This is a genomic window from Candidatus Pelagibacter sp. PS_23, assembly GCF_059417905.1.
This window is the reverse complement of record NZ_CM182071.1, coordinates 562703-588286: the sequence shown is the minus strand read 5'-3', so window position 1 is coordinate 588286 and position 25584 is coordinate 562703. Positions and strand designations below refer to the sequence as shown.

29 protein-coding genes, 3 tRNA genes and 1 pseudogene are annotated in these 25584 nt (G+C 26.4%); 10 read left to right on the top strand and 23 right to left on the bottom strand.

The window, feature by feature from the left end; genetic code table 11:
* Positions 1-110: 110 nt before the first annotated feature.
* Positions 111-389, bottom strand: a complete 279-nt coding sequence (locus tag AC5SLY_RS03090) for a methylated-DNA--[protein]-cysteine S-methyltransferase (RefSeq protein WP_006996903.1) — start codon at positions 387-389, stop codon at positions 111-113.
* Positions 370-807 (bottom strand): GNAT family N-acetyltransferase, encoded by a 438-nt coding sequence (locus AC5SLY_RS03085; protein ID WP_494599099.1) that lies wholly within the window; start codon positions 805-807, stop codon positions 370-372. The genes AC5SLY_RS03090 and AC5SLY_RS03085 overlap by 20 nt, the downstream gene beginning before the upstream one ends.
* A 302-nt stretch (positions 808-1109) precedes the next feature.
* On the opposite strand from AC5SLY_RS03085, the gene AC5SLY_RS03080 reads away from it, so the two are divergent.
* On the top strand, positions 1110-2027 hold the full coding sequence (locus AC5SLY_RS03080; RefSeq protein ID WP_494599098.1) for a site-specific integrase: 918 nt from the start codon (positions 1110-1112) through the stop codon (positions 2025-2027).
* Positions 2024-2896 carry a glycosyltransferase family 2 protein gene (locus AC5SLY_RS03075; protein ID WP_494599097.1) on the top strand — a complete coding sequence of 291 codons (873 nt, stop codon included), beginning with the start codon at positions 2024-2026 and terminating at the stop codon, positions 2894-2896. The genes AC5SLY_RS03080 and AC5SLY_RS03075 overlap by 4 nt, the downstream gene beginning before the upstream one ends.
* 3 nt (positions 2897-2899) lie before the next feature.
* Here AC5SLY_RS03075 and AC5SLY_RS03070 read toward each other — a convergent pair whose 3' ends face one another.
* Entirely contained in the window at positions 2900-3103 is a 204-nt protein-coding gene (locus AC5SLY_RS03070) for a hypothetical protein (protein WP_494599096.1), read from the bottom strand.
* Between AC5SLY_RS03070 and AC5SLY_RS03065 the strand changes: the two are divergent.
* The 3 genes and pseudogenes from AC5SLY_RS03065 to AC5SLY_RS03055 form a co-directional block, all read left to right on the top strand.
* Positions 3077-3262: pseudogene (locus tag AC5SLY_RS03065) on the top strand (tyrosine-type recombinase/integrase); the annotation flags it as partial. The gene AC5SLY_RS03070 and the pseudogene AC5SLY_RS03065 overlap by 27 nt on opposite strands.
* 100 nt (positions 3263-3362) lie before the next feature.
* Positions 3363-3707, top strand: coding sequence for an FkbM family methyltransferase (locus tag AC5SLY_RS03060; RefSeq protein WP_494599122.1), 345 nt, complete (start codon positions 3363-3365; stop codon positions 3705-3707).
* 12 nt (positions 3708-3719) lie between these two features.
* Positions 3720-3872, top strand: coding sequence for a hypothetical protein (locus AC5SLY_RS03055; protein WP_494599095.1), 153 nt, complete (start codon positions 3720-3722; stop codon positions 3870-3872).
* A gap of 207 nt (positions 3873-4079) precedes the next feature.
* Here AC5SLY_RS03055 and AC5SLY_RS03050 read toward each other — a convergent pair whose 3' ends face one another.
* The 9 genes from AC5SLY_RS03050 to AC5SLY_RS03010 form a co-directional block, all read right to left on the bottom strand.
* A complete protein-coding gene (locus AC5SLY_RS03050) occupies positions 4080-5186 on the bottom strand; it encodes a glycosyltransferase family 9 protein (protein ID WP_494599094.1) in 1107 nt (368 codons plus the stop codon).
* Between the two features lie 19 nt (positions 5187-5205).
* A complete protein-coding gene (locus AC5SLY_RS03045) occupies positions 5206-7329 on the bottom strand; it encodes a glycosyltransferase family protein (RefSeq protein WP_494599093.1) in 2124 nt (707 codons plus the stop codon).
* The gene (locus tag AC5SLY_RS03040; RefSeq protein ID WP_494599092.1) at positions 7329-7562 is read right to left on the bottom strand and encodes a GIY-YIG nuclease family protein; all 234 of its coding nucleotides are present in this window, start codon (positions 7560-7562) and stop codon (positions 7329-7331) included. Before AC5SLY_RS03040 ends, AC5SLY_RS03045 begins: the two co-directional genes overlap by 1 nt.
* A gap of 23 nt (positions 7563-7585) precedes the next feature.
* Positions 7586-7660: transfer RNA gene (locus AC5SLY_RS03035), tRNA-Glu, on the bottom strand.
* 49 nt (positions 7661-7709) lie between these two features.
* Entirely contained in the window at positions 7710-9404 is a 1695-nt protein-coding gene (gene recJ, locus AC5SLY_RS03030; protein ID WP_494599091.1) for a single-stranded-DNA-specific exonuclease RecJ, read from the bottom strand.
* Positions 9401-10348 (bottom strand): class II fructose-bisphosphatase, encoded by a 948-nt coding sequence (gene glpX, locus AC5SLY_RS03025; RefSeq protein WP_494599089.1) that lies wholly within the window; start codon positions 10346-10348, stop codon positions 9401-9403. The genes recJ and glpX overlap by 4 nt, the downstream gene beginning before the upstream one ends.
* Complete coding sequence (locus tag AC5SLY_RS03020) at positions 10348-11340, bottom strand: putative transporter (RefSeq protein WP_271741596.1); 993 nt, start codon at positions 11338-11340, stop codon at positions 10348-10350. The genes glpX and AC5SLY_RS03020 overlap by 1 nt, the downstream gene beginning before the upstream one ends.
* A 2-nt stretch (positions 11341-11342) precedes the next feature.
* On the bottom strand, positions 11343-11624 hold the full coding sequence (locus AC5SLY_RS03015) for an ETC complex I subunit (protein WP_006996913.1): 282 nt from the start codon (positions 11622-11624) through the stop codon (positions 11343-11345).
* Positions 11625-11628: 4 nt separating this feature from the next.
* A tRNA-Pro gene (locus AC5SLY_RS03010) sits at positions 11629-11705 on the bottom strand.
* Positions 11706-11798: 93 nt separating this feature from the next.
* Here AC5SLY_RS03010 and AC5SLY_RS03005 point away from each other — a divergent pair.
* The 3 genes from AC5SLY_RS03005 to AC5SLY_RS02995 are packed head-to-tail and all read left to right on the top strand — an operon-like array spanning position 11799 to position 14046.
* Complete coding sequence (locus AC5SLY_RS03005) at positions 11799-12311, top strand: zinc-ribbon domain-containing protein (protein ID WP_494599088.1); 513 nt, start codon at positions 11799-11801, stop codon at positions 12309-12311.
* A 4-nt stretch (positions 12312-12315) separates the two neighbouring features.
* A complete protein-coding gene (gene nhaA, locus AC5SLY_RS03000; protein ID WP_271741351.1) occupies positions 12316-13488 on the top strand; it encodes a Na+/H+ antiporter NhaA in 1173 nt (390 codons plus the stop codon).
* A 45-nt stretch (positions 13489-13533) separates the two neighbouring features.
* Positions 13534-14046, top strand: coding sequence for a glutathione peroxidase (locus AC5SLY_RS02995; RefSeq protein WP_006996916.1), 513 nt, complete (start codon positions 13534-13536; stop codon positions 14044-14046).
* Here AC5SLY_RS02995 and AC5SLY_RS02990 read toward each other — a convergent pair.
* Genes AC5SLY_RS02990 through rarD form a run of 9 tightly spaced genes read right to left on the bottom strand, consistent with a single transcriptional unit; the run spans position 14035 to position 22415 of the window.
* Positions 14035-14814 (bottom strand): MBL fold metallo-hydrolase, encoded by a 780-nt coding sequence (locus AC5SLY_RS02990; protein WP_494599087.1) that lies wholly within the window; start codon positions 14812-14814, stop codon positions 14035-14037. The genes AC5SLY_RS02995 and AC5SLY_RS02990 overlap by 12 nt on opposite strands.
* Positions 14814-15578 carry a TatD family hydrolase gene (locus AC5SLY_RS02985; RefSeq protein WP_271564272.1) on the bottom strand — a complete coding sequence of 255 codons (765 nt, stop codon included), beginning with the start codon at positions 15576-15578 and terminating at the stop codon, positions 14814-14816. The genes AC5SLY_RS02990 and AC5SLY_RS02985 overlap by 1 nt, the downstream gene beginning before the upstream one ends.
* Positions 15571-17112: a methionine--tRNA ligase gene (gene metG, locus AC5SLY_RS02980; RefSeq protein WP_494599086.1), complete on the bottom strand. Its 1542-nt coding sequence runs from the start codon at positions 17110-17112 to the stop codon at positions 15571-15573. Before metG ends, AC5SLY_RS02985 begins: the two co-directional genes overlap by 8 nt.
* Entirely contained in the window at positions 17113-18045 is a 933-nt protein-coding gene (locus AC5SLY_RS02975; protein ID WP_020169417.1) for a DNA polymerase III delta subunit-related protein, read from the bottom strand. It abuts the gene before it with no gap.
* 4 nt (positions 18046-18049) lie between these two features.
* Positions 18050-18661 (bottom strand): dTMP kinase, encoded by a 612-nt coding sequence (gene tmk / locus AC5SLY_RS02970; RefSeq protein ID WP_494599085.1) that lies wholly within the window; start codon positions 18659-18661, stop codon positions 18050-18052.
* Positions 18654-19805, bottom strand: coding sequence for a D-alanyl-D-alanine carboxypeptidase family protein (locus tag AC5SLY_RS02965; RefSeq protein ID WP_011282096.1), 1152 nt, complete (start codon positions 19803-19805; stop codon positions 18654-18656). Before AC5SLY_RS02965 ends, tmk begins: the two co-directional genes overlap by 8 nt.
* On the bottom strand, positions 19798-20556 hold the full coding sequence (locus tag AC5SLY_RS02960) for a hypothetical protein (protein ID WP_271565029.1): 759 nt from the start codon (positions 20554-20556) through the stop codon (positions 19798-19800). Before AC5SLY_RS02960 ends, AC5SLY_RS02965 begins: the two co-directional genes overlap by 8 nt.
* Positions 20546-21547 carry a lytic murein transglycosylase gene (locus tag AC5SLY_RS02955; protein WP_494599082.1) on the bottom strand — a complete coding sequence of 334 codons (1002 nt, stop codon included), beginning with the start codon at positions 21545-21547 and terminating at the stop codon, positions 20546-20548. The genes AC5SLY_RS02960 and AC5SLY_RS02955 overlap by 11 nt, the downstream gene beginning before the upstream one ends.
* Positions 21534-22415 (bottom strand): EamA family transporter RarD, encoded by an 882-nt coding sequence (gene rarD, locus AC5SLY_RS02950; RefSeq protein ID WP_494599081.1) that lies wholly within the window; start codon positions 22413-22415, stop codon positions 21534-21536. The genes AC5SLY_RS02955 and rarD overlap by 14 nt, the downstream gene beginning before the upstream one ends.
* Before the next feature lie 92 nt (positions 22416-22507).
* Here rarD and AC5SLY_RS02945 point away from each other — a divergent pair.
* Positions 22508-22597: transfer RNA gene (locus AC5SLY_RS02945), tRNA-Ser, on the top strand.
* Here the strand turns inward: AC5SLY_RS02945 and AC5SLY_RS02940 are convergent.
* Positions 22598-22864 (bottom strand): succinate dehydrogenase assembly factor 2, encoded by a 267-nt coding sequence (locus tag AC5SLY_RS02940; protein ID WP_271481469.1) that lies wholly within the window; start codon positions 22862-22864, stop codon positions 22598-22600. It abuts the tRNA gene before it with no gap.
* A 24-nt stretch (positions 22865-22888) separates the two neighbouring features.
* Here AC5SLY_RS02940 and AC5SLY_RS02935 point away from each other — a divergent pair, with 24 nt between their 5' ends.
* A complete protein-coding gene (locus AC5SLY_RS02935; RefSeq protein ID WP_494599079.1) occupies positions 22889-24940 on the top strand; it encodes an ATP-dependent DNA helicase RecG in 2052 nt (683 codons plus the stop codon).
* Here AC5SLY_RS02935 and AC5SLY_RS02930 read toward each other — a convergent pair.
* Entirely contained in the window at positions 24937-25551 is a 615-nt protein-coding gene (locus AC5SLY_RS02930; protein ID WP_006996928.1) for a DUF502 domain-containing protein, read from the bottom strand. The genes AC5SLY_RS02935 and AC5SLY_RS02930 overlap by 4 nt on opposite strands.
* Positions 25552-25584: the final 33 nt, after the last annotated feature.

The window sequence follows — 25584 nt, the reverse complement described above, 5'->3', positions numbered from 1 at the left end:
ATTTGTAGTACAACTGAAGGATGTATTACAGTAATTAAACGAAAATAGGGCAAAATATCTAAAAAGTGTTTAATAACAAACGTTTTTGGCGTTTTTTGAGGTTAAAAGTACTATTTTATGAAGACTTTTTCTGATCTCAATAAACGTCGTTTTTGTTGAATTCCACCTTTTCCAGAGTATCCGCCGAGACTTCCATCTGATCTGATGACTCGATGGCAGGGTATTTTAGGTGGATAGGGGTTTTTACCCACTGCATTAGCAACAGCTCTGAATGCCTTAGGTTTTCCAATAGCTTTAGCAACTTCCAAGTAGGTTTTAACTTTACCTTTGGGTATTTTCTTTAGGTAATTCCAAACTTTTAGCTGAAACTTAGTTCCCTTTAAGTTCATAGAGTTCAAACCCAGTGTTATTAGCTATTTTATCGTATAATTTCTTTGCATTTTCATTGGAAGAGTGGGTGATCCAACGAATTCCATCCCAATTATTGGCTTTAGATAATGATTTTAGGTGACTAATAAGTTTTTGAGCTATTTTTTGACCTCTAAATTCTGGATCTACAAACAAATCATCTAAAAAACCAATGTATTTTCCTTTTATTGGCCTTGGCATTGTTCTGTAATGGGCAATTCCAACGATTTTACCCTCTAATTCAAAGCAAATAGCATTAACATTATGAGACTCATCATGAATCCATCCCCATAAAATGTCTAAAATCCCTGTATTCATTGGGACTTTGTAAAAATTAGCATAACTATTGTATAATTTGGCCCAATTTTCCTTATCTTTTTTCACTAGTTTTCTAATCATTTGCTTTAAATAACAATTTTAGATTATTGATATCTATATACTAATTACCCAAATTTCCAAATCTTGCAGCCTTTTTACATTTTTCAATTTTTTTTATATATGGCTTATAATGTTCTTCGCAAACTTTTAATTTGGCTCTAAATTCATAAGTAGTTCCCATATATGTCGCTGTAGCGAAAATGATCGAACCAAAAAGTATGGATAAGATAATAAGATATTCTTTTTCATTGCCTTAAATTATAGCTATTGACATAATTATAAAGATATTATATATTTCCGATAATTAATGGTTATCGGAAAATATGAATAATTTAATAACAGATATCAAAAGTCTTGAATTAGAAACAATAAAAAATTTAAGAAACTCAAAATCAGTTAATACACTTAGAGCATATCAATCTGATTATAATGATTTTTCATTATTCTGTTCCAAAAATGGTTTACAAGCAATGCCAACACAACCAAAAATTTTAGCATTATATCTAACTCATTTATCATCATACTCTAAATATAGTACTTTAAAGAGACGCTTAGCATCAATAAGCATATTACATAAAACAAAAGGTCATTACATTGACACGAAACATCCAATAATAATGGAAAATTTGATGGGTATTAAAAGAACAAATGGAAGTAATCAAAAAGGTAAAAAACCATTATTAATCAGTGATTTAAAAGTATTAATTCAAGCAATACATCAATCTAAAGAAAAAGATTCTAAAAAAATTCGAGATAAAGCTTTAGTATTAATTGGATTTTCAGGTGGCTTTAGAAGATCAGAGTTAGTTGATATTGAGTATGAGGATATAGAATTTGTTAACGAAGGTCTTAAAATCTTTGTTAAGAGATCTAAAACTGATCAATCTGGCGAAGGTATGACTAAAGCCATCCCCTACTTTGATAATAAAGATTTTTGCCCAGTAAAATCATTGAAAAATTGGATTGAAGTTTCTGGTTTAAAGAAAGGTAAAATTTTTAATATTTCAGACAAGAGTGTTGCTTTAATAATTAAGAAATACGCAAACTGCGCTGGGTTAGACGGCCATAAGTATGCTGGACACAGCTTAAGATCAGGGTTTGCAACATCTACTGCAGAATCTGGTGCTGAGGAAAGAAATATTATGGCAATGACAGGTCATAAATCAGCAGAAATGGTTAGAAGATATATAAAAGATGCTAATTTATTTAAAAATAATGCTCTAAATAAAATTAAAATATGAAAGATAAAATTAAAAATGTGTCAATTATAATTGTTACATATAACAGTTCAAAAAAATTAGTTAAATTAATAAAAAAGATACCTTATCAATCACCAATTTTAATAGTTGATAATTCAAATGATCAGAAATTAACAAAAATATTTAATAAAAATAAGAATATTACAATATATTTTAAAAAAAATGATGGGTATGGATCATCAATTAATTATGCAGCAAAAAAAATTAAAACAGAATATTTTTTTGTAATACAGCCAGATGTTAGTGGAATAGATGAAAATGCAATTATTACTTTTTATAATTATGCAAAAAAACTAAAAAATAAGTTTTCGGTAATTGGACCACATTTTTTAAAAGCACCAAAAAGTGGTCATTATCAAACAAATTTAAAGTATGAGATAAAGAAAATTCACAATGTGCATGGATCAATCATGTTTTTTAAAAGAAGTAATTTTATTAAAAATAATGGCTTTGATAAAAATATATTTCTATATTGGGAGGAAACAGATTATACAAAAAGAGCTTTAAAGATTGGTTTATCAGCCTATCAATTAAATAAAGTAAAAGTTTATCATGAAAAAGGTAAGGCAGTTGATCTTAAAAATTCAAAAGAAAAACAAAAGTTGAATATATTATATAGTTGGCATTTTATATGGTCAAAATTTTATTATTTCAAAAAACATTATGGTAAATTCTTTGCTATTCTTTATTTTTTACCAGTAATATTTAGGATTTATTTTAGAATATTTATCTATAATTTAACCAAAAGTAGAAAATTAATTAGATATAAATATAGGTTAAATGCTTTAAGCACTTCAATTTTAGAAAAAAAATCATTATTAAGATTAGGTCAGATAAGTTTAGAAAATTAATATCTATATTTCTTTATCAATAAATAATTTCAAATATTTGATCATATAATTTACATCAGAATCTTTAAGCCCGTGATGACAGCCTATTAAAATACCATTTTTCATAATATAGTTACTGTTTATTTCAGCATTTTTAACTTTTTTAAACATTTTCTTCTTCATAATTGGCTGCCTAAGAATATTTCCAGTAAAAATTATTCTGGTCATAGTTTGAAATCAGGTTTTGCAACATCAGCAGCAGAATCTGGAGTTGAAGAAAGAAGTATAATGGCTATGACAGGTTATAAATCAACTGAAATGGTAAGAAGATATATTAAAGAAACAAATTTATTTAAAAACAATGCTTTAAGCAAAATTAAGATTTGATGATCAGTATAATAAGAATTTTAGTGAAGATAAAAATTTTTAAACGATTAATACCTTCGTTAACAAAAAAAATTTTTGAATTATTTAATATAAAAATTTTATTATTAAAAAAGAAGGTATTTTTCTATCAATTAATCTAAAAAATCCTATTGATAGACAGATTTTTTTTAAAGATGATTATGAAGAAGAGCAAATAAATTATCTAAAACGATTAATAAAAAAATATAATATAAAAAGATTTATTGATATTGGTGCTCACATGGGAATCTACTCTTCTTTAATTTCAAATAAAAATATAAAAGTAATAGCATTTGAGCCTTATAAGAAAAGTTTTGAACAACTAAAATTGAATAAACAGCTAAATAATTTTGATAATCTTACCATCAACAATTATGCTTTATCTGATAAAAGTAAGAAAATAACGATGTGGGTATCTGAAAAATAAAAAACAGGTGGTATGTCTATATTTGATAAGAATGATGAAGAACTTAAGAAATATGAAAATAAAAATTTAATGAAAGTTGAGGCAGATAGTTTTATTGGTGATGATGTTTTAAAATTCGAGAAAGAAATTTTAGCCATTAAAATAGATGTTGAGACACGAATATAAAGTATTGAAAGGAATAAATAAACTTTTAAAAAAAAATGATGTCGTAATACAAGTAGAAATATTCAAGAAAAGACAGAACGATATTATTAGATACTTAAAAGAAAATAACTTTATAAATTTTCATTCCATTAATAATGATTTTTATTTTAAAAATTTTTAAAAACAAATAGTTAAAAAAAATTCAACTAAAGATCTCTATAGAAAATATTATTCATATTTAACTATATCTATTTTTTTTTTTATACTTAAAAAAATTTCATTTATATTAAACTTACGTTCAGGCTCTGATTTATAAACAAAATAATGAATGGTATTTTTTGGTTTCCAACAATCATACCAAATTTTATCTTTTTGGTTTATAATATCTATAATAGTTGAATTGTTAGCACCAGCTACTTGAGCCAAAAAGCCTGAATGACAACTTATAGAAGCTAGGGAATATCTGATAAATTGTTCAAATAAAAATAATTCTAGATTATCAAGTATTATAACCTGACATTTATTATTAGAAGTTTTAGATAAATTTACTTCTTTTGAACAATCAATATAGTTGAAGTATTTTTTTAATTTTTTGTAATAACTAAACTTATTATTGTATGCTGTTAATATTATTCTTTTATTAGTATTGTTCTGAAAATTTTCAATAGATTTTATTAGATCCTCATCTATACCATTAATATCATTCCATTTTTCATCAAAATGAATAAGGAGATACTCTTTGTAATTAATTGAATCTACTATCTTTCTATAATTTTCTTCATAAATTTTATTTGTTTCAAATATATATTTTGTAGATGTTTCGATTTTTTTATTATTAAAATTTTTGAAAATATTTATGTATTTCTGACATAAATTTTCAGATAGGACTAAAGAATTCCTGCTAGTAAATACTTCATATTTGTTAAAGAATATTAAATTGTAAAAATGAGAGGGTTTTTTTACCCAATATTTAAACATAAAAATTTTTTTTTGTGATGTATATACAAGTCCTAATTTATTTTTTGACCTAATGAAAATATTACATATATGAGAAAATTTCTTTCCATCAATTATAAATGCTGCATGATATTTTTTCCTTATTATTTTTAAAAAATTTTTAAATTTGATCAAAAATTTATCTTTTTTATTATAAATTATGACCTCATCTATAAATGAATAGCTAGATATCAATTTTTTATTTAAATCTGAACAAACAACAGTAATATGTGATTTTGGATATTTAATCTTTAATTCGTATATTGGTCTAGAATGAATAATAAAATCTCCTAATCTATCTGTCCTAAAAATGATGAAATTGTAATAAAAATTATTCATATACTGAAAATATTAACTTTTATTTTTCCCAAGCAAATTTGTATTTGCTTTTGTAATCAAAAGTTTTTGAAAGAATAAAGTCAGCCACAATTGTAGAATTAAAATTTCTTAAGTAAGTATCGCGACCATTTTTTGCAATCATTTTCGCTTCTTTTACATCTTTTTTATATTTATTAATTTTATAGCTCAGATCATTTATATCATTATAAAATATAATTTCTTTATTAGAGAAGAAATCATTAAAACAAGTTTTTTTATCAATAAATGTTAATAAACCATTTCCCAAAAGTTGTGCAATCCGGTCACTACTATAGTATTTAACAGGCTCTCCCCTACTCAAGTTAATACCCATTTTTGATTTTGAAATTGCTTTTATAAAATTATCACCCCATATAGGCTGAATATTGTTCATGCCATAAATATCAAAATTAATTTCCTTATTTAATTTTCTAAGTTTATTAATAAATAATTCTCTCTTGTCATATTTTCCTTTTTTAAGCTGACCTCTATGAACGCCATGACTCATTGCAAAAAAAACATCATTTTCACATTTATGTTCATAATTTTTTAAAATTTCAAACGATTTATCTGAAGGATTAGGAATGAAATATGAATTTTTGATTTCTTTATATAAAACGCTCGGGCTTGTAGTTAAAAATGTGCTATCAATAAAATCAACTTTAGCTAAAATTCTATTATTATTTTTTAGGTAATCTGGGCCTTTTTTACCAACTGGGTCTAAGAACCATTGACAAATTTTCAAATTTTTATTTTTATTTTTAATAATGTCTAAAGTTTCATTTGTAATTGAATCTGCGTGTCCCAAAATTAGGCAGTCTGCCTTAAAATTAGTTAAATTTTCTATTAAATCTTTTTGTAATTTTTTTTTACCTTTAATATCAAATATATTCTTATTATCATGGGTCAAATCCCTATCACTTATCGTTAATACGTTGTGACCAAGTCTTACAAATCCATTATTTAGTCTTCTACCTGTATTATAATGAAGCCTACCATTAAAACGTCTATTAAAGTTTGTTGCATGTATTATTTTTAGAACAGTTTTCTTTTTGATATTGAATAATTTGATAGAATTATCATAGTAATCAATTTTTCTTAAATCATCTACAATTTTAACAACATAAGAATGTGTTAATTTAAAATTTTGGTAATTTTTTTTTTGTAAGGATAATAATCTTTTTTTATTAAGAATAAGAGCTTCAATTTCTTTGAAAATATTTTCTGAATTCAATGTCTTTATTTTTATAGCATCAGGTGCTGTTTCAGGAAGACCCCCTCTATTACTTATTATAACCGCAGATCCTCTACTTGCTGCTTCCAAACTAGTTCTTCCAAATGGCTCCTCCCATCTTGAGCAAATAACTGAAATACTGGCTTTTTTTAATTTATTAAGAATAATATTGTTATCTTTAAAACCAGAAATTTTAAGATTTTTATGATTAAAAATATGTTTTTCTCTTGGTTCATCACCATAGACCATTGATTTCCAATTAGGGTATTTATCTAAAATTTTAATTATTGCTTTACCAAATAAGTCATAACCTTTTGCTCGATTTAATTTTCCAATAAAAGTGATTATATTTTTTTTCTTTTTGAAATTAATCTTAACCTCAGATGCAGATTGAAAACATATGGATGTTTTTTTAATAAGATTTTGATAATTATCTAAATTGATAAAAAATCTACTTCTGCTCCACTCACTATTAAATATTATTCTATCAACATTACTGAGTAAACTCATGCGCTCTTTACTAGTTTTGGATCCATTCATTTGTAACGGGTCATTATGAAAATATAAAAATAACCTATTTTGATATTTTGCTTTAATGTTTTTAATATAATTAGGTCTATTATGGACTTCGATTAAATCTGAATTTAATGTTTCTTTGTATTCTAAAAATTTTTTTACATACTGATTATTAGAACTAAAAAATATCTTCTTGTCAAAAGTAAGGTTGATATAATTATTAGACAGAACTTTTTTATAAATTGTATTACCAAAAATTTTTGTAGTTTTTTGAAACATACTATTTTTAGTAATATCATTAACAAATAATGATACAGCACCTGCTTTACTAGAAACAAAATTTTCTTTATAAGGTAGTAATATAGAAATATTCATTAAATAGACTTATCTAAAAGCTCCTTTCTTAATATTTTATTTTTTTTAAGGCTGTACTCAAAAGACATTGCTTCATTTTTAGTTTTAAATTTTTTACTATATATCAGAATCCATTTATATCCTTTTGTTGATTTGGCGCCTTTATTAGAATTGTGTTTATTTAGTCTTAAATTCAAGTTGTTAGTATACCCGACGTAAGTCTTTTTAACTCCATTAGAAATAGATTTGAGCATATATGTATAATAAAACATATTATTGGCGGTCCCTGGGGGAATCGAACCCCCCTTTGCAGGATGAAAACCAGCTGTCCTAACCGATAGACGAAGGGACCATGTTGTGACCTTTTATTTTAAAAGTTAATATTTATCAAGTGCAATAAACTACAAGATTATGTCCTTAATAGTTAATTGAAGAGATTTTTTATTATTCCATATATTTTCATTGATTTGACCTATTACATCAATGTTATTTTTATAATTTATTAAGCATTCACCAACTTTAGTATTATAGGAGTTAAACGAAATTGATTTAATTGAAAATCCAGTTTTTGATTTTAGTATCAAAGACACGTGTTTATTATTTAATATTACGGACTTAATTATTTTTAAATCTCTTAATAAAAAAGTTGGTACAGGGTTTCCTGTCCCAAAAGGTTCTAATTTCTTTATATCTTTATAAAAATCTTGATTAAATGCTAGTGATGAAATTTCAGATTCATATGAAAATATATTATTAGTTACAGTATTCAATTTTACAAAATCCTCTAAAATGTAATTTTGAAAAGTCTTTAGATTGTCTCTATTCAATGTAAATCCTGCTGCCATATTATGACCGCCACCATTTAAAATTATCTTTTGGTCTAGTGAATTTTTAATTACGCGGCCAATATTATAGTTATAAACTGATCTAGCGGAACCTTTTAACAATTCATTAGAGGCGGTAATAACAATAGAGGGTTTATTAAAGTAATCCTTTAATCTTGCTGCAATAATTCCTATTAAACCTTCATTAATATTTGGATTATAGTAAATAATTACATCCTTATTTTCTATTTCAATCTTTTTAAAGTCAATTTCTTCTAATATTAAATTTTCAATTTCTTTTCTTTTATCATTTAGTTTAATTAGGGATTTTGATCTATCATTTACAATTAGATCATTATTAGAAGATAATAATTCTGTGGCATATTGAGACTTTCCCAATCTACCACCAGCATTTAATATAGGACCAATTAAAAAACCTAGATCATTAATATTAATTTTATTTTTTTTTTCATTTAATTTAAATAAAGTATTGATTGGTGAATTTTTTGTTATATCAAAATTTTTGAGAGTATTTAATGCAATTAATCTATTAAGTTTTCTCAAAGGCATAACATCACATACTGTAGCTAACAAAACATATATTAAATAATCAGATATATTTATTTCACTTTTTATTTTCTTAATCAGTAAATCTAAAAAAAAATATGTAAGTGTAGTTGCGCATAAATAATAATATTTTTTATAACCATTATCTTTTTTTGGGTTTATAATTGAGTTAGCATTTGGAAATGGCTTATTAATTTCGTGATGATCAATGATTAAAGATTTTATTTCATTATCATTTAAAAAATCTATTGCTTCATTAGATGTTGAGCCACAATCCACCATAATAATTAATTTAGGCTTTTCCAAGATCAGTTTTTTGAATAGTTTTTTGGTAGCTCCATAACCGTCTTTTTCCCTATCAGGTATATAGTAAAAAAATGGATGATTAATATCTTCAAAAAACTTAACAAATAAAGATGTAGCAGCGGAGCCATCAACGTCATAATCACCTAAAATGCATATTTTTTCATTATTATTGATAGAATTTACAACAAGATTAATAGATTGATTAAAATCTTTATTATTTAAAAAAATGTTGTTTAAATCTAAATCTGTATTGATTGTTGCTATTTCCTCATTATCAAATTTTCTTGAAATAATTAATCTAGATAAAATTTCACTAAAATCATATTCTTGTTTTAATTTATCAACAATGTTTTGATTAATTTTTTTTTGTTCCCACTTCTTACCTGAGACAGAAATCATTCTGAAATTTGATTTGTTCTCTTTAAGATTTTTGTAAATTTTAAACTTTTATGTGTAACTAATGTTTCGGTTATATATTTGTTATTATTGATATTTACACCAGTTAACATCTCACTTGTAGTGATTCCTGTAGAGCAAAATATAGAGTCTCCTTTAATAATTTCATTTAATTCGTATTTTTTATTTAAATCAGTTATTCCCATATTGTTTGCATCTTTAATATCTTTGTCGTTATCAAATATAAATCTCCCTTGAAAATGACAGTCAAAAGCATCAAGGGCTGATGCAGCTAACACTCCTTCTGGACCACCGCCAATACCCAAAAATAAATCAACATTATATTTTTGATTTGTTACATACAATGCACCAAGTACATCACCATCAGTAATTAATTTAATATTTATATTTAGTTGCTTTAATTCATCAATTATTTTTTTGTGTCTTGGTCTATCCATTAGACAAGCTGTAAGTGATGAAATATCTTTGTTTAGAAAGTCCGCAAGATTTGTTACATTTTTCTTCAGTGGAAAATCTAGATCAACTAATCCTTTTTCAATTGGTCCAGTTGCAATTTTATCCATATAAGTTTCTGGTGCATTAAAAAGATTTCCCTTTTCAGCAATAGCAATAACAGAAGTTGCACCAGGCAAATTATTTGCAGCAAAATTTGTACCCTCTAAAGGGTCAACAGCAATATCAAAATAGGGTCCATTCTTATTTCCAAGTTTTTCACCTGTATAAAGCATGGGCGCCTCATCGAGTGAACCTTCGCCAATAACAACTTCACCATTCATATCTATTTTATTTAATTCTGATCGCATAGCGTCAACAGCTGCTTGATCTGCTGCAATCTTGTCTTTTTTTCCAACCAAATAAGAAGAGGCTAGTGCTGCTTTTTCAGAAACTTTTAAAATTTGATCAACATATTTTTTATCGATAGCCATTATTCTTTTTGAGTGATTGATTCAGTGGTATTAATTTTAGATTCAAATTCTTTTAATCTTTTATAAACACTGGCTAATTCTATAATTGTAGGCCATGATCTGAAAATATATTGCATAGACCCCTCTACTCTTCCAAAAGCTCTTATAATTTGTTGCATTACCCCTAATGTCACAACGCCTGCTACTATTGCTGGAGCTAAAAAAACATAAGCTGAAAGAACATTAGCTTGAAGATAAGTTATACGACCTAAATTAAAATAAAAATATCTTAAGTAAGACTTAAAATGAATTTTTCTTACATCATTAAATAATTCATCTAAGTTTTTTGGTCTTACTGTTATATCATCTTCAGCTATAACAAGTAATTTTCTATAAGAAGCCTCGTTCTTTTGGAGATCATACTCAACACCAACTAATCTTAAAATTGAACCTAATATGATTAAAAAAAGAGTTCCACCTACAGTCCATATAAATGCACCTGTAACCAAACCATAATTCCAATCCCCAAAAAATAAAATAGGTATTCCAATACTTAAACCAAATAATATAGGGGTGAACTCAACAAGCATCATTATTGCTTCTATAAAGCTAGTACCAAGTCCTTCCATAATTCTTGAAAACTTTATAGTATCTTCCTGAACCCTTTGTGAAGCCCCTTCAATAGTTCGGGCCTTATCATAGACACTGTGATACCAATCAATCATTGCAGTTCTCCATCTGAATAAATAATGTGAGGTAAAGAAAGCAACAACCGTAGCCAAAGCCACATAAATACCTGCTAATGTAATAAATGATAATAAGCTTGCCCAGTACTCTCCAATTGTGATTGAGTTCGGGGCTGCTAGGGCTTTTTGTATCATGTCATAGAACTGACCAAACCATTCATTTATTTTAACATCAATTTGTACCTGAACCCAAAGCGATGAAAGAATAATAAATGAACCAACCCATGACCATAATCGCCATTCTTTTTGAGTAAAAAATTTAAACATTTTTATTTTAAAAAATTATCTGCGTAAGATTTTTTAACCGTTTTTCTTTTTTGAGGTTCAATGATTTCAAAGTCAATTTTATTTTTTTTTGCATATTCTATTGCTAATTCTTTAGAGGAAAATTCTAAATTTAATTCTGAAAGAGTATTAGAGTTAGTTTCCCAACCCATTAAAGGATTAATTCCTGTATCTTCAGTTTCAAATTCAATTAACCATTTGTCTGATTTACCCAAACCAGACTGCATTGAATTTTTAGTGGGTATATAAATCTTTGCTTTTTTCATAAAATGGTCGGGGCGGCAGGATTTGAACCTGCGACCCTCTGGTCCCAAACCAGATGCGCTACCAGGCTGCGCTACGCCCCGATTGAGGTACTAATACATTAGATATTGATAATTTCAAAGAATAAAGAGCATCAAAAATAAGGCTTTTTTGTAAGAATCAGATATACATCAATTATGATCATCACTTGCAATAATTGTAATAAAAAATTCGATATAGACCCAAGTTTAATTCCGGACAAGGGTCGTTTATTACAGTGTGCTAGCTGTGATCATAAATGGTTTTTTAAAAAAATAGTTCTTGAAAACACAGTAAGTCTAACTGATGAAGATATTAGTAATGATAATGTTAATATTTTTGAACAAAATAATTCACCGATCAATGATGTAGAAAGTGTATCAGACACATCTAATGACGAAGTTGAAGTAAATTTAGAAGAAGAAATTAAAGAAAAAATTGAGATAAACAATGATGAAAGCACACAAGTAAATACACAGCCAAAAAAACAAAAAAAATTTAAAATATTAAATATTTTTGTTGTATCAATTATTTCATTCGTAGCTTTTATAATTATTGTGGACACGTTTAAATATCCTATTGGGAAAATTGTCCCAAATGTCGAATTTATACTTTATAATCTGTATGAAAGTATTAAAGATATCTCATTATTTATTAGAGATTTAATATAAAATTATGATCAAAAATCTTTCAAAACCTTTTAAATGGTTTTTTCAACTAGAAGCAGCAAGTGGTCTTGTTTTATTAATTGCAGCAATTATTGCTCTTGTAATAAGCAATTCTAGTTTAAGTAATTTATATTTTGATACATTAAATCAATATCTATTTATAGGTATTAATGATTTCGGTTTAAAACTTTCCGTACATCACTGGATTAATGACCTATTAATGGCAATTTTCTTTTTCTTTGTAACACTAGAAATAAAACGAGAGTTCATTCAAGGTGAGCTTTCTAATTTAAAAAAAGCATTGCTGCCAATTATAGGAGCTGTTGGAGGAATGGTGGTCCCTGCTCTAGTCTATGTTTTTATAAATCTTGGTAATTCTGAAACATTGAATGGTTGGGCAATTCCATCTGCTACAGACATAGCGTTTTCATTGGGAATTTTATCCTTACTTGGTTCAAGAGTTCCAATTTCTTTAAAAGTTTTTTTAACGGCTCTTGCTATAATCGATGATCTTGGTGCAATATTAATTATAGCTTTTTTCTACTCAGGTGACTTAAGCATAAGTTATTTAAGTTTAATCTTAATTTCATATATTTTACTACTTACTTTAAATAAATTTGGTGTTAAAAAGTTTATTCCCTATTTAATAATTGGTGCCTTCATGTGGTTCTTCACTTATAAGTCCGGAATTCACGCAACAATAGCAGGTGTTCTTTTAGCATCAACCATACCTCACAGAATTAAAGAAAAAGATTTCTCTTTATTAATTAAATTAGAGCATGCAATCAGTCCTTATGTTGCTTTTATGATAATGCCAATATTTGCATTTGCTAATGCAGGCGTATCTTTGGAGGGGTTATCATTAAGTTCATTATTAGAACCTGTTCCATTAGGTATTCTTTTGGGGTTATTCGTGGGTAAACAAGTTGGGGTTATGGTTGTTTCTTTCATTGCTGTTAAATTTGGTGTGGCACAAATGCCAGATAAGTCTAGCTGGTTAAGCTTATACGGAGTTTCAATATTAACAGGGGTTGGTTTTACTATGAGCTTGTTTGTTGGAAACTTAGCCTTTGCCGAAAATATTCAATATATTGATGGAGTAAAAATTGGTGTTCTTGCTGGATCCTTACTGTCTACTGTATTTGGATATTTTATATTATTATATGCTTCTAAAAAATAAGACATGGTTTATAAAAATAATTTATTAATTCTATTAATCCTATCTATGTTTACATTTTTTGAAAAAGTTGATGCTAAATACGAAAAGCTATTTTTTGATCATTCGATAAAAAATATAAATAATGAAACTATTGATTTAAATCAATACAAAGGAAAAACTATACTTTTGGTAAATGTTGCTAGTAAGTGTGGATTTACTAAGCAATATACAGGCCTGCAAGAACTTTATGAAAAGTATAAAGACAGAGGCTTCTATGTAATTGGCGTTCCATCAAATCAATTTGGTGGTCAAGAACCAGGCACTAATTCAGAAATTAAAGATTTTTGTGAAACTAATTTTAATATTACTTTTCCAATAACAGACAAAACTGATGTTAAAGGTAATAATGCCCATGACTTATATAAATGGGCAAAAAAAAATTATGGTAATTCAACTGTCCCTAAGTGGAACTTTCATAAGATTTTAATTAATAAAGAAGGAAAAATACAGGACACGTTCAATTCTTTTATTACACCAATGTCAGATAAGATAACAAAACAAATAGATTTAATTCTTTAAACTAACAGTCAAACCATCAAAACCAGGAATAATATTTTTGGGTAATTTTTTCTTAAGTTTTACATAATCTAAATCGCTATGCATATTTGTTAATATAGTTTTTTTAGGAGTAAGGATTTTAACTATTTCTAAAACCTGATTTAAATTGAAATGAGCTGAATGATTACGGTACCACAGACAATCAATAATTAAATATTCTAAATTTTTTAATTTTTTGAAATCTTTTTTAAAGAATAAGCTAATATCACTTGCATAGGCTAATTTATTGTTAATTAAATAGCAAATACTTTTAATCTTACCATGTTGAACAGGTATTGATTCAATTTTAATTTTTTTATCTTTAATTATAAATTCATGTTTTTTTTTAAGGCTATTAATATTTAAAGTTGATGGATAACCATAGGATGATTTAAAACAATATTTAAAAGTTGAAAGCAGATATTTCTTAGTATTAATGTCCGCATAGACTGGAATTTGTTTCTTGTTTATCAAAAAAAATGGTCGAAGGTCATTAATACCATGTGTCTGGTCAGCATGAAGATGGGTATAAAAAACTTTACTAATAGATTTAATTTCATTTTTTAGAAGTTGTGACCTCAAATCTGGCGATGTATCTATTAAAATATTTTGATCATTAAATTTAATTAGAGCAGAACACCTTGTTCTAAGATTCTTTTTATTATTTAAATCACAATCTCCAGCATATCCATCTGCTCTAGGTACGCCCAATGAGCTACCACTACCCAAAATGACAAATTTAAGAGACATTATAGATTAAAAAGTTTATTAAAATTTTGAGTAGTTAAATCTGACATTTCTTGATCAGTTTTTTCTTTTAAAATAGATAATTTTTCTAAAGTATATTTAATAAAACTTGGTTCATTTTTTTTTCCTCTCATTGGTATGGGCGCTAAAAATGGACTATCTGTTTCAACAAGCAGTTTATCTAAGGGAATATTTTTAAAAGTTTCCTGAAGTTCTAAACTATTTTTAAAAGTAATTATTCCGCTTGCTGAAAAAAAGGCATTTAATTCTATTAATTTATTTGCAAAATTTAACGAACCAGTAAAACAGTGCATTAAAATTTTAAGTTTTTCTGATTTATATGATTTTAAAATTTCATACGTTTCATCCTCTGCATTTCTAGAATGTATGATAATAGGCATATTAAGCTCTATAGAAGCCTCTATATGAGCTTTAAAGCTATCAATTTGCCTTTCTTTATTACTATGATTATAAAAAAAATCTAAGCCTGTTTCACCAATACCAATAATTCGTTCATTTTTATTTACTTGATTTGTTATATAATTTTTATCAATTAAATGACTTTTCTCAGTCTCATGAGGGTGAATACCAAAAGTTCCATAAATCATCGGGTCGGTTATAATAATTTTTTTTATCCTATCAAAACTTTCAGGTGTAGTGCATATGGTTAATAATTTTGAGATTCCGACTTCTTTAGATCTTTTTATAACTTCATTTAAATTTTCAAGTAAAGGTTCATGATCTAAATGACAATGAGAATCAATCATGTTTTCTTTCAATTTTTTTAAACATAATATCTATTTTGTTGATTGGTTTTCCAGATATTAGATAGTCATGGTTTGCGATAGATTCAAAATTAATTGCATCAATATTTAAATCAAAAATCTTTAAGGCTTTTTCTATTGAGCTTGGAATTATTGGATAAAGCATAAATGAAATTTTTCTAATCATTTCTAATGATGTGTAGACAATGGTATTCAATCTATGTTTATCATCTTTTTTTTTCCAAGGTTCTTGATCGTTAAAATACTTATTTGCTTCAAATAAAGCACTAACAATGAAATTAATATAATAATTAATATTTTGATTATCAATTTCAGTTCGTATTAGATCTAAATTATCAGTAAATTTATTTAGCATCACTAAATCTTCATCATTAAATTTTATATTATCTGGTACTAATGAAGAGCAATTCTTCTCAGCAAATGCAGTCACTCTTTGACATAAATTACCATAATTATTAGCCAAATCACTATTGATACAATCCTCTAATCTATCTTGTGAAATATTACCATCATTTCCAAATGAAACTTCTTTAATCAAATAATATCTTAATGGATCAAGTCCATAAATTTCGATAATATCTAAGGGATCAAGAATATTTCCTTTTGATTTTGACATCTTTTCATCACCAGATAAAATCCAGCCATGACCATATACTTTCTTAGGTAAAGGTATTTTTGCAGCCATTAAAAATGCTGGCCAATAAACAGAATGAAATCTTAATATATCCTTACCTATTAAATGAACAGATGCAGGCCAAAATTTTTTAAACAGCTCATCATTTGTATCTGGGTAGTTTAAAGCACTTATGTAATTGGTTAGAGCATCAAGCCAAACATAAATTACATGATCTTGACTATTAGGAACTTTGATGCCCCAAGAGAATGCTTTACGGCTTATGGATAAGTCTTTTAACCCACCTTTTACAAAACTAATTACTTCATTTTTTCTGGATTTTGGTGAAATAAAGTCTGGATTTTTTTCATAATATTTTAGTAGTTCATCTTGCCACTTAGATAATCTAAAAAAATAAGATTCTTCCTCTATCCATTCAACCGAAGAACCAGATGAAATGGCTATTTTAACGTTTTCTTTCTCAATAATTTCTTCATCACTGTAATAAGCTTCATCAGAAACAGAATACCAACCAGAATATTTTGATAAATAAATATCGTCATTTTTTTCAAGTTCATTCCACAGATGTTGAACTGTTTTTTTGTGTCTTTCTTCAGTAGTTCTAATGAAATCAGTATTAGATAAATTTAATGTTTTTGAAAGATCTCTAAACGTTTGACTAATTTCATCACAAAAAGTTTGAGGATCAATTTTTTTTCTCTCTGCTGCTCGTTGTATTTTTAAACCATGCTCATCCGTACCTGTTAAAAAATGAACATTGAACCCATCTATACGTTTAAATCTTGCAAAAAAATCAGCAACAATACTTGAGTATGCATGACCCATATGAGGTCTCGCTGAAGGATAATAAATTGGTGTAGTTATATAGTAATTTTTATCCATTTATAACAATTTTGATTTAAATTCTAAAAATAAACTTTCTTCGTCTAGATTAAATTTTTCTGTATTATAAATTTTTTTTATAAATTTTTGATAAAAATTAATTAATGTAACCTTTGAATTTGTTATCAGATATTTTTTCAAAAAGAATAGCTCGATTAAATTTATTAATAAAATTTTGACAGGTTTATTTTTCTTATAGTAATTATTTTCTATTATCGAACTTATAAAACTTGAAATAGTGTGATCCTTTAAATTAATAGATTTTTCTTCTGCAAAATTGAACAAACTAATGATTTCACCAGGTGAATTATAAAAACTTAGTAAGTCATAATTAATAAAATCAAGTACATTTTTATCCAGTATTAAATTTGAAATACTTAAGGACTCATTAAATGTAAAATTAATCTTGAAAGTTAAACATCTTGATTTTAGTGTGGGTAGTATATTTTTTTCACTATTATTTATTAAGATAAAAAAAACATTTTCATTTGGTTCTTCAATAATTTTAAGTAATGCGTTGACAGAATTCTTATTTAGATTTTCAACATTATCTATTAAAATAAATCTTGCCATATTATTAAATGTTGATTTATTTGTGTAACTAATCATTTCACGTATTTGACCTACATCAATGCTTTTTTTTTCTGTTAATAAATCTATTAAATAGAAATTTGGATGGGAGTTATTTTGCAAAAGTTTATAAGATTTATTGTCCTTATGGATGCAAAAATTTTCTAAATTATATTTATAATCCTCATTTTCGGATAAAATATAGTTGATTAAATGATAGGCTAATGTTGATTTTCCTAATCCTTTTTTTCCAGACAGTAAAATTTTATTAGGCAATTTTTTGAGCTTATATAGTCCACTTAATTCATGAAAAAAATTTTCCATACCATAAATTTTAGTGTTTTCAGATGGTTTTAAATTCATAAATCTAAATTAAGTCTTTAATTTTATTTAATATTATATTTTCATTAAGATCTATATCTAGATTTGAATTTATTCTAATATATTTTTTAGGATTTTTTTTTAATATCTTTATAAAACCATTTTGTACTTTTTCATAAAATTTACTGTTAAATTTATCATATCTGTTAAGCTTTTTTCTTAGTTTAAGCCTTTTTTTCATATTTGATAAATTTACTGTATTTAAAAAAGTAAAATCAATTTTAATATTTTTTAAAAGATGATTGTTAATATTTTGTATAAACTTGAGGTTTACACCCATACCATAATGTTGGTAGGCAATAGTTGAATCTGAAAATCTATCTATTAATATTATTTTTTTACCAAAATTTTTTCTTATAATTTCCATATTTTCACTTCTTGCCGAAAGATAAAGCAGTAAATCAGTTTCTTTATTAAATGTAGATTTATTATTAAGAATAAGATTTCTTATTTTTTCTGAATTTGCACTGCCACCAGGTTCTCTAATTTGAATAAATTTAATTTTTTTACGTGTTAAGTAGTTAGCAACATTTTTAATATGATGAGATTTGCCTGTCCCCTCTATACCTTCAAATACAATTATTGGTTTTTTAGACATCACCCCAAATTAAAAAATTAATTGATTTCATTAACCGTGAAAAAACATTTAATTTCTTAACATCTTCATAAGCAAGTAGATCATATTCTTCGATAAGTTCACCATCAAAGATTAGCTTTAATTTTCCTAAGATATCATCTTTTTTAATAGGTGCTTGAATTGGACCATTATAATTCAATGATACCTTCAATAGTCTTTTTTTTGCTTTAGGAATAGTTTTGTAGATATCATTTTTTATATAAGTTTTAACAGTATCTTTTTTACCCAACCAAACATCAATGTCTTCTATTGGTGTGTTTGCTTTTGTAATTTCAACCAGGTCAAAATTAGTTAAACCCCATGTTAAAAGTTTGGCACTTTCACGAGATCTATCATTTTTAGTATTAAAGCCACTACCTACAGCTATTAGTCGTCTTCCATTTCTTTCAACAGATGATGCTAGTGAGTATTTTTCAACTGCTAAATAACCAGTTTTAATTCCATCTGCCCCAAGGCTTTTATATAATAACGGATTTCTATTACCTTGAGTAATGGGGTCACCCCCTGTTCTATTCCAAGTAAATTCTTTTTCTGCAAAATACTTATATTCTTCAGGAAACTCTTTAATAAGATAATTAGACATAAGCATAATATCTCTTACAGTTGATAGGTTTTCAGTATCATTAATGCCTGATGAATTAGCAAAATTAGTATTATTCATTCCTATTTCTTTAGCTTTAGCCGTCATCATCACTGCAAATTCATCTTCTGTTCCAGCAATACCTTCAGCTAACGCAACACAAGCATCATTACCAGATGCAATAATTATTCCCTTAAGTAAATTTTCCACACTAACTTCATCACCAACCATTATAAACATTGAAGAATAGCCAGCTGATGAAAGTCTCCAGGCATTCTCTGATACTAAAAATTTTTCATCTAAACTTAGATCACCACTTCTAATTAAATCAAACGCAATAATGGCTGTCATAATTTTTGTCATTGATGCAGGATAAATTGATTTATCGGCATCTTTTTCAAATAATATTTCACCAGAAAGATAATCTTGTAATATTGCTGTTCTAGCCTTTACATCAAATGCTGCATTAGCATTAGTTGTTAGTAAGAGGGTCAATAAAATCGTTATAAGTCTTGATTTAATCATTTTTTATAATCTCAATATTTTCAAATTCAAGTATGCTTATATCATTAAATGATTTTTGTAGAGAGTTAATGTTATTAAAAGGACCTGCATATACTCTATATTTTTTTTCATTAATTTTTTTGATTTTGACATTTTTAATCATGGTTTCTTTTACGATTCTATCAACTAGCAATGATGCTGTATCATTGAAATAAAAATCAGCTATTTTTATTTCATAAGAAAATTTTTTACTTAGTTCATTTTTAGTGTTTTTTTGTTTAGTATTAAGATCGCTAATATTAATATTGTTAACTGGTGCTTTGTTTGCAACTTTTTTTTCTTCTTCAAACGTCTTTGCTCTTTTTGCAACAAATATTGCATCTTCAAGGACTTCTAAAATCTCTACATAAGGTTCATTTTCATTCAAACCAATTTCATCTGCTATTCTCAATGATAATACTGCATTATTAAATAAAGGATAATCAGCATTACTACCGACTGTGCCTATAATTGATTTGTTATTTAAAATATTAGTAATTTTAACAATTGTATTTTTTTTTAAATTTTTTTGAAAAATAATTAAGCTTCGTTCATCAATTTTTTTGGAAATAACCTTATCATAATAAAACGTATCATTATAAATAAGGCTAAATCCTTTATTTATAAATGGATTTTCCAATGAATTAAGATTTTTATTTTTGGTTGAGGTAATTGGTGTACAGTTATTTAATAAAATTAAACAGCATAGAATTAATAGTTTTTTATAAAGCATTTTCAAACTTTTCTTTTAATGTGCATACTGCAAGACTGAATCTTAAAGATCTATTCCATTGTAGTATTTTTTCATAATTATCAAAAACTATGTAGGCCGGATCTAAGTTTTGTGCATCTGGTATTATATCTTTGTCTGGCGTTATTATTGATGCAATCAAATTTTCATTAATAGAATTAAAACTATCTTCATTAATTATATATTTCTTTAAAAGCTTAAATTTAGTTTTATTGTGAATTTTTTTTGCAGATGTATTTAATATATTGCTAGGTATATTTTCTTTTAATTTTACTTTAATGAAACAAGGTTGGTTTTTTTTCCATCCTATTTTATTTATGTAGTTAGCTGCAGATGCAAATGAATCTTTAGTTGATTTAAGCTCAATAATGTTATTTTTATCATAGTCTATTGCATAGTTGTCTATTGTAGATGGCATAAATTGAAAAAAACCAAAGGCACCTGCCCATGACCCATATAAAATGTTATGGTTTATTTTCCCCTCATCTATTAATTGAAGAATAGTAATTAATTCTTTGGTAAAGAAATCAGATCTACGTTGATCATAACTTAAAGTTGCAAGTGATGATAATATATCCATTTTTCCAACATAAGTTCCAAAATTAGTCTCTATTCCCATTAATGCTAAAAGCAACTCTTTCTCAACAGAAAATTTATTGTCGACAGAATTTATGAAATCTTTATTTAATTCATAAAGTTTAATGCCCGCACTTACTTTTTGTTTAGAAGTTCTTTTGGATATGTAAGTTTTGGTATCTTCATAAAACTCAGGCTGAAAACGGTCATATTTTATTACATCAGGTAAAAACACAACATCAGACATTGCTAAATTGAATGTCTTTTCTGAAATTTTTTTTTCTAAAGCATAGGCTTTGAAATTAACCAACCACTCCTTAAATCCTTTTTCATTGGCATTTAATGTTCCGTGAATAAATGTGAAAAATATAATTATAAAATATTTAATTATGTTCATATAAATCTTTTAAATAAATAATTACAGCAATCCATATTAAAATGAAACTTAATGATTTATCGAAAGAAAAAGCCTCATCATAATAAAAAAAGCCCAATAAAAATTGAAATGTTGGGGTTATATAGAAAATCATTCCAGTGGGTCCAAGGCCACACAACTCAACACCTCTTACATATAGAAATAGAGGTATAACAGTCATTGGTCCAGCTAACATTAATATAAACATCAATGAAGGCTCGTTAATACTAAAGATATTTAAATTATTTTTAAAAAGTAAAAAAAAAGCAAATAACGCAAATGGTAATATAAAAAGACTTTCTATTAAAAGTCCAACATCGGTATCAACATTTACTTTTTTTCTAAGAAGATTATAAAAACCCCAACTTAGAGCTACAATTATTCCAACCCACGGTATTGAATGAAAACTTTTAAATAAAAGAAATGATATAGACACCAAAACAAGAATTATGGAAAGACCTCTTCTTTTATTAATTTTTTCACCATAAAATATATATCCCAGGAATACGCTTAAGATTGGCATAATAAAATAACCAAAGCTTGCATCGATAATTTTTTCAGTACCCACTGCATAAATCCAGGTTGCCCAATTTATAAAAATTAGTAAGCTTGAAAAAAATAAATAAATTATATTTCTTTTATTTTTTATAATTTCAAAAAAAATATCCCATTTAGAAAAATAAAAAGTAGTTATTATTAAAGCTACAGATGTCCACACACAACGATGGATCACTACCTCTATAGGGCCTGCAAATGAAATATATTTGAAGTAAATAACACCAATAACACCCCACCAAAAAGAACCTAGTGCAGTTAATCCTATACCTGTATTGAATTTTTGCTTTTCCACAGTAATAAATTTATACCTATTAAATGATTATCTGTTTAATTTATCAATTTTATTGTTGAATTAAAAATTTATAATAATAAAACGTTGCTAACGGAGAGATGGCAGAGTGGTTGAATGCACCGGTCTTGAAAACCGGCAAAGGGGCAACTCTTTCCTGAGTTCGAATCTCAGTCTCTCCGCCACTATTCACTTGCATAATTATAGTTTTGAAACATCTCTGTAACTTTGTTTAATTCAATTTGAATCGTTGGATTTTGACCTTGATTAAATTTATAAAGATTCTCATCATCTAAGTCTAACAAATCACACAAAAGGGTTAGCTCTTGTTCATTAAACTGATCAATATATTTTTTAGTAAATGAACCTAACAATTTATCCATTTCTTTGGTGCCTCTATAGTTAGCTCTATAAGTTATTTTATTTTTTAAATCCTTTATATTAATGGTCATAATATTTAATATATTACAACTAATATGAAAAATAAGAATAATTATGATTATTTATTAGCTGATCTAACCAAATTAAATGGTGTGGGTAAAAAAACCATGGAAATTTTGAAGAAAAAAAAAGTAAATAATATTTTTGACTTGCTGTGGAGACTGCCTAAATCTTATACAGATAGAACACTTGTTAGTAAAATTTGCGATCTTCAAATAGGAGTAATCCAAACTATCAGAATTGTTCCATTAAAATATCAATTTCCAAGAGTTAGAAACTTACCCAATAGAGTTAATTGTATTGATGAAACTGGAAAGATTGATTGTATATTCTTTAATAGTCATGAAGGATATGTAAGAAAAATTTTACCACTAAATGAAGAAGTGACAATTAGTGGGAAGATAGGCAATTATAAAGGCCGATATCAAATAACGAATCCCACATATATTTCACAAGACAGTTCATTAATTGAAAATATTGATAATAAATACTCATTAACAGAAGGTATTACTGAAAAAACCTATAATAAAATTATTAATCAAATTTTAAAAAACTTACCTATTTTACCAGAGTGGCACGATAAAGATATTCTAAAAATTTTTAATAATGAAAGTTGGAATGAATCTATAATAAAATTACATGATCCAAAAAATATTGAAAATTATAAATCTGATTTTTATAAAAGACTTGCTTATGATGAAATATTAGCATCTTTTTTAGTTAATTCGGAAATTCGAAAAAAAATTAAGAAAATTAAAAAAATTTCTAAAAACTTCAGCGAAAAAGCTCATAAAAATATAGTTAATAAATTAAACTTTACACTTACCAATGATCAAAAAATTTCATTGGGTAATATTAATAAGGATCTAAATTCTAAAAGTAAAATGTTTAGACTTTTGCAAGGTGACGTTGGGAGTGGTAAAACTATTGTTGCATTGATTTCTTCGTTGAATGTCATTAATTCAGGGTTCCAAGTTGCATTAATGGCTCCTACTGAAATATTGGCAAGACAGCATTATACTTTAGCAAAAAAACTATTTCCTAAAGATATCAAAATTGAATTACTTTCTAGTAAGAGTGAAAATAGTGAAAAAAAGAGAATTATAAAAAACCTGGAAAACAATGAAATTCAAATGGTATTTGGCACACATGCAATTTTTCAAAAAAAAATTATTTTTGCAAACCTTGGTTATATTATAATTGATGAACAGCACAAATTCGGTGTTAGACAAAGAAAACTTTTATCAGATAAAGGGGGTGATAATTGTGATGTTCTTTTAATGTCAGCGACACCAATTCCGAGAACTCTAACTATGTCAGTTTATGGTGATATGGATGTTTCTATTATTAAAGAAAAACCAAGTAATAGAAAAGAAGTTAAAACTTATAGCAAATTAGAAAGTAAAATAGATGATGTTATCAACTTTGTAAAAAAAGAAATAAAAGAAGGAAACCAAATCTTCTGGGTGTGTCCTTTGATAGAGGAATCAAAAAAATTAGATCACCAATCATCAGTTACGAAATATAAATTTCTTAATGAAATTTTTCCAAATAAAGTTGCACTACTACATGGAAAAATTGCAAATGAAGAGAAGGAAGAAATATTAAATAAATTTCTTAATAAAAAATATTCAATTTTAGTTTCGACAACAATTATAGAAGTTGGTATTGACTTTCCTAATGCTAATGTAATCATAATAGAAAATGCTAACAAATTTGGATTATCTCAGCTACATCAGTTAAGAGGAAGAGTTGGACGTGGAACAAAACAGGCAAGCTGTATATTGATGTTTAAGTCGAATTTAAGTGTGAATGCTAAAAAAAGAATTAATATTTTAAAAAACTCTAATGATGGTTTTGAAATTTCAGAAGAAGATATGAAGTTAAGAGGTTTTGGTGATTTACTTGGTTTTAAACAAAGTGGAATTAAAAATTTTAGGTTAGCAGACCCCATTCAAAATGAAGATTTATTTTTAATGGCAGAGAAACAAATTAAAAAGATAGAATTAGAAAATACTGATATCAAAAAATATAAAGCTTTACTCAAGTTATATGATCAAGCAGATATAATTAATGATATGGTTTAGCTTTTAGGCTTAGAAGTTCCAGCCGAGACTATAAATTTTGATGCTTCTTCAAATGTCATATCTAAATAGATCAAATCATCTTTTGGTATCATTAATAAAAAACCACTTGTTGGGTTAGGAGTTGTTGGAACAAAAACATTAACTAAGTTAATATTTGTTTTTGCTTTAATTTCACCTGTATTTTCTTTCGTAGCAAAACCTACGGCCCAAGATCCTTTTCTTGGATACTCAACTAGTACAACACTTTTTTTATTGCCTTCTTGCTCCCGAAAGGAATCTGTCATTTGTCCAATGGCAGAATAGATTGTTCTTAATATTGGCATTCTTTTAAACAAATCATCAATTATTTGTAAAAATTTTTTACCGATAAAAGTTAAAGAAAGACCACCAACAACTGTAATAAAAATAATTGTTAAAATTATTTCAATACCAGGTATCGCATAAGGAAGATAAGTATTAGGATTTAGACCTGATGGTACTAATTTAGTAGAAAAATTAATTAAAAATTTGCTTAAATAAAGGGTAAAACCAATTGGAATTAAAACAATTACACCTGTAAAAAAATAGTTTCTTAATCTTAAAGCAAATGATTTTTTCTTCTTAATAGACATAAAAATTTAATGATAGCTAGAATAAATTACAAA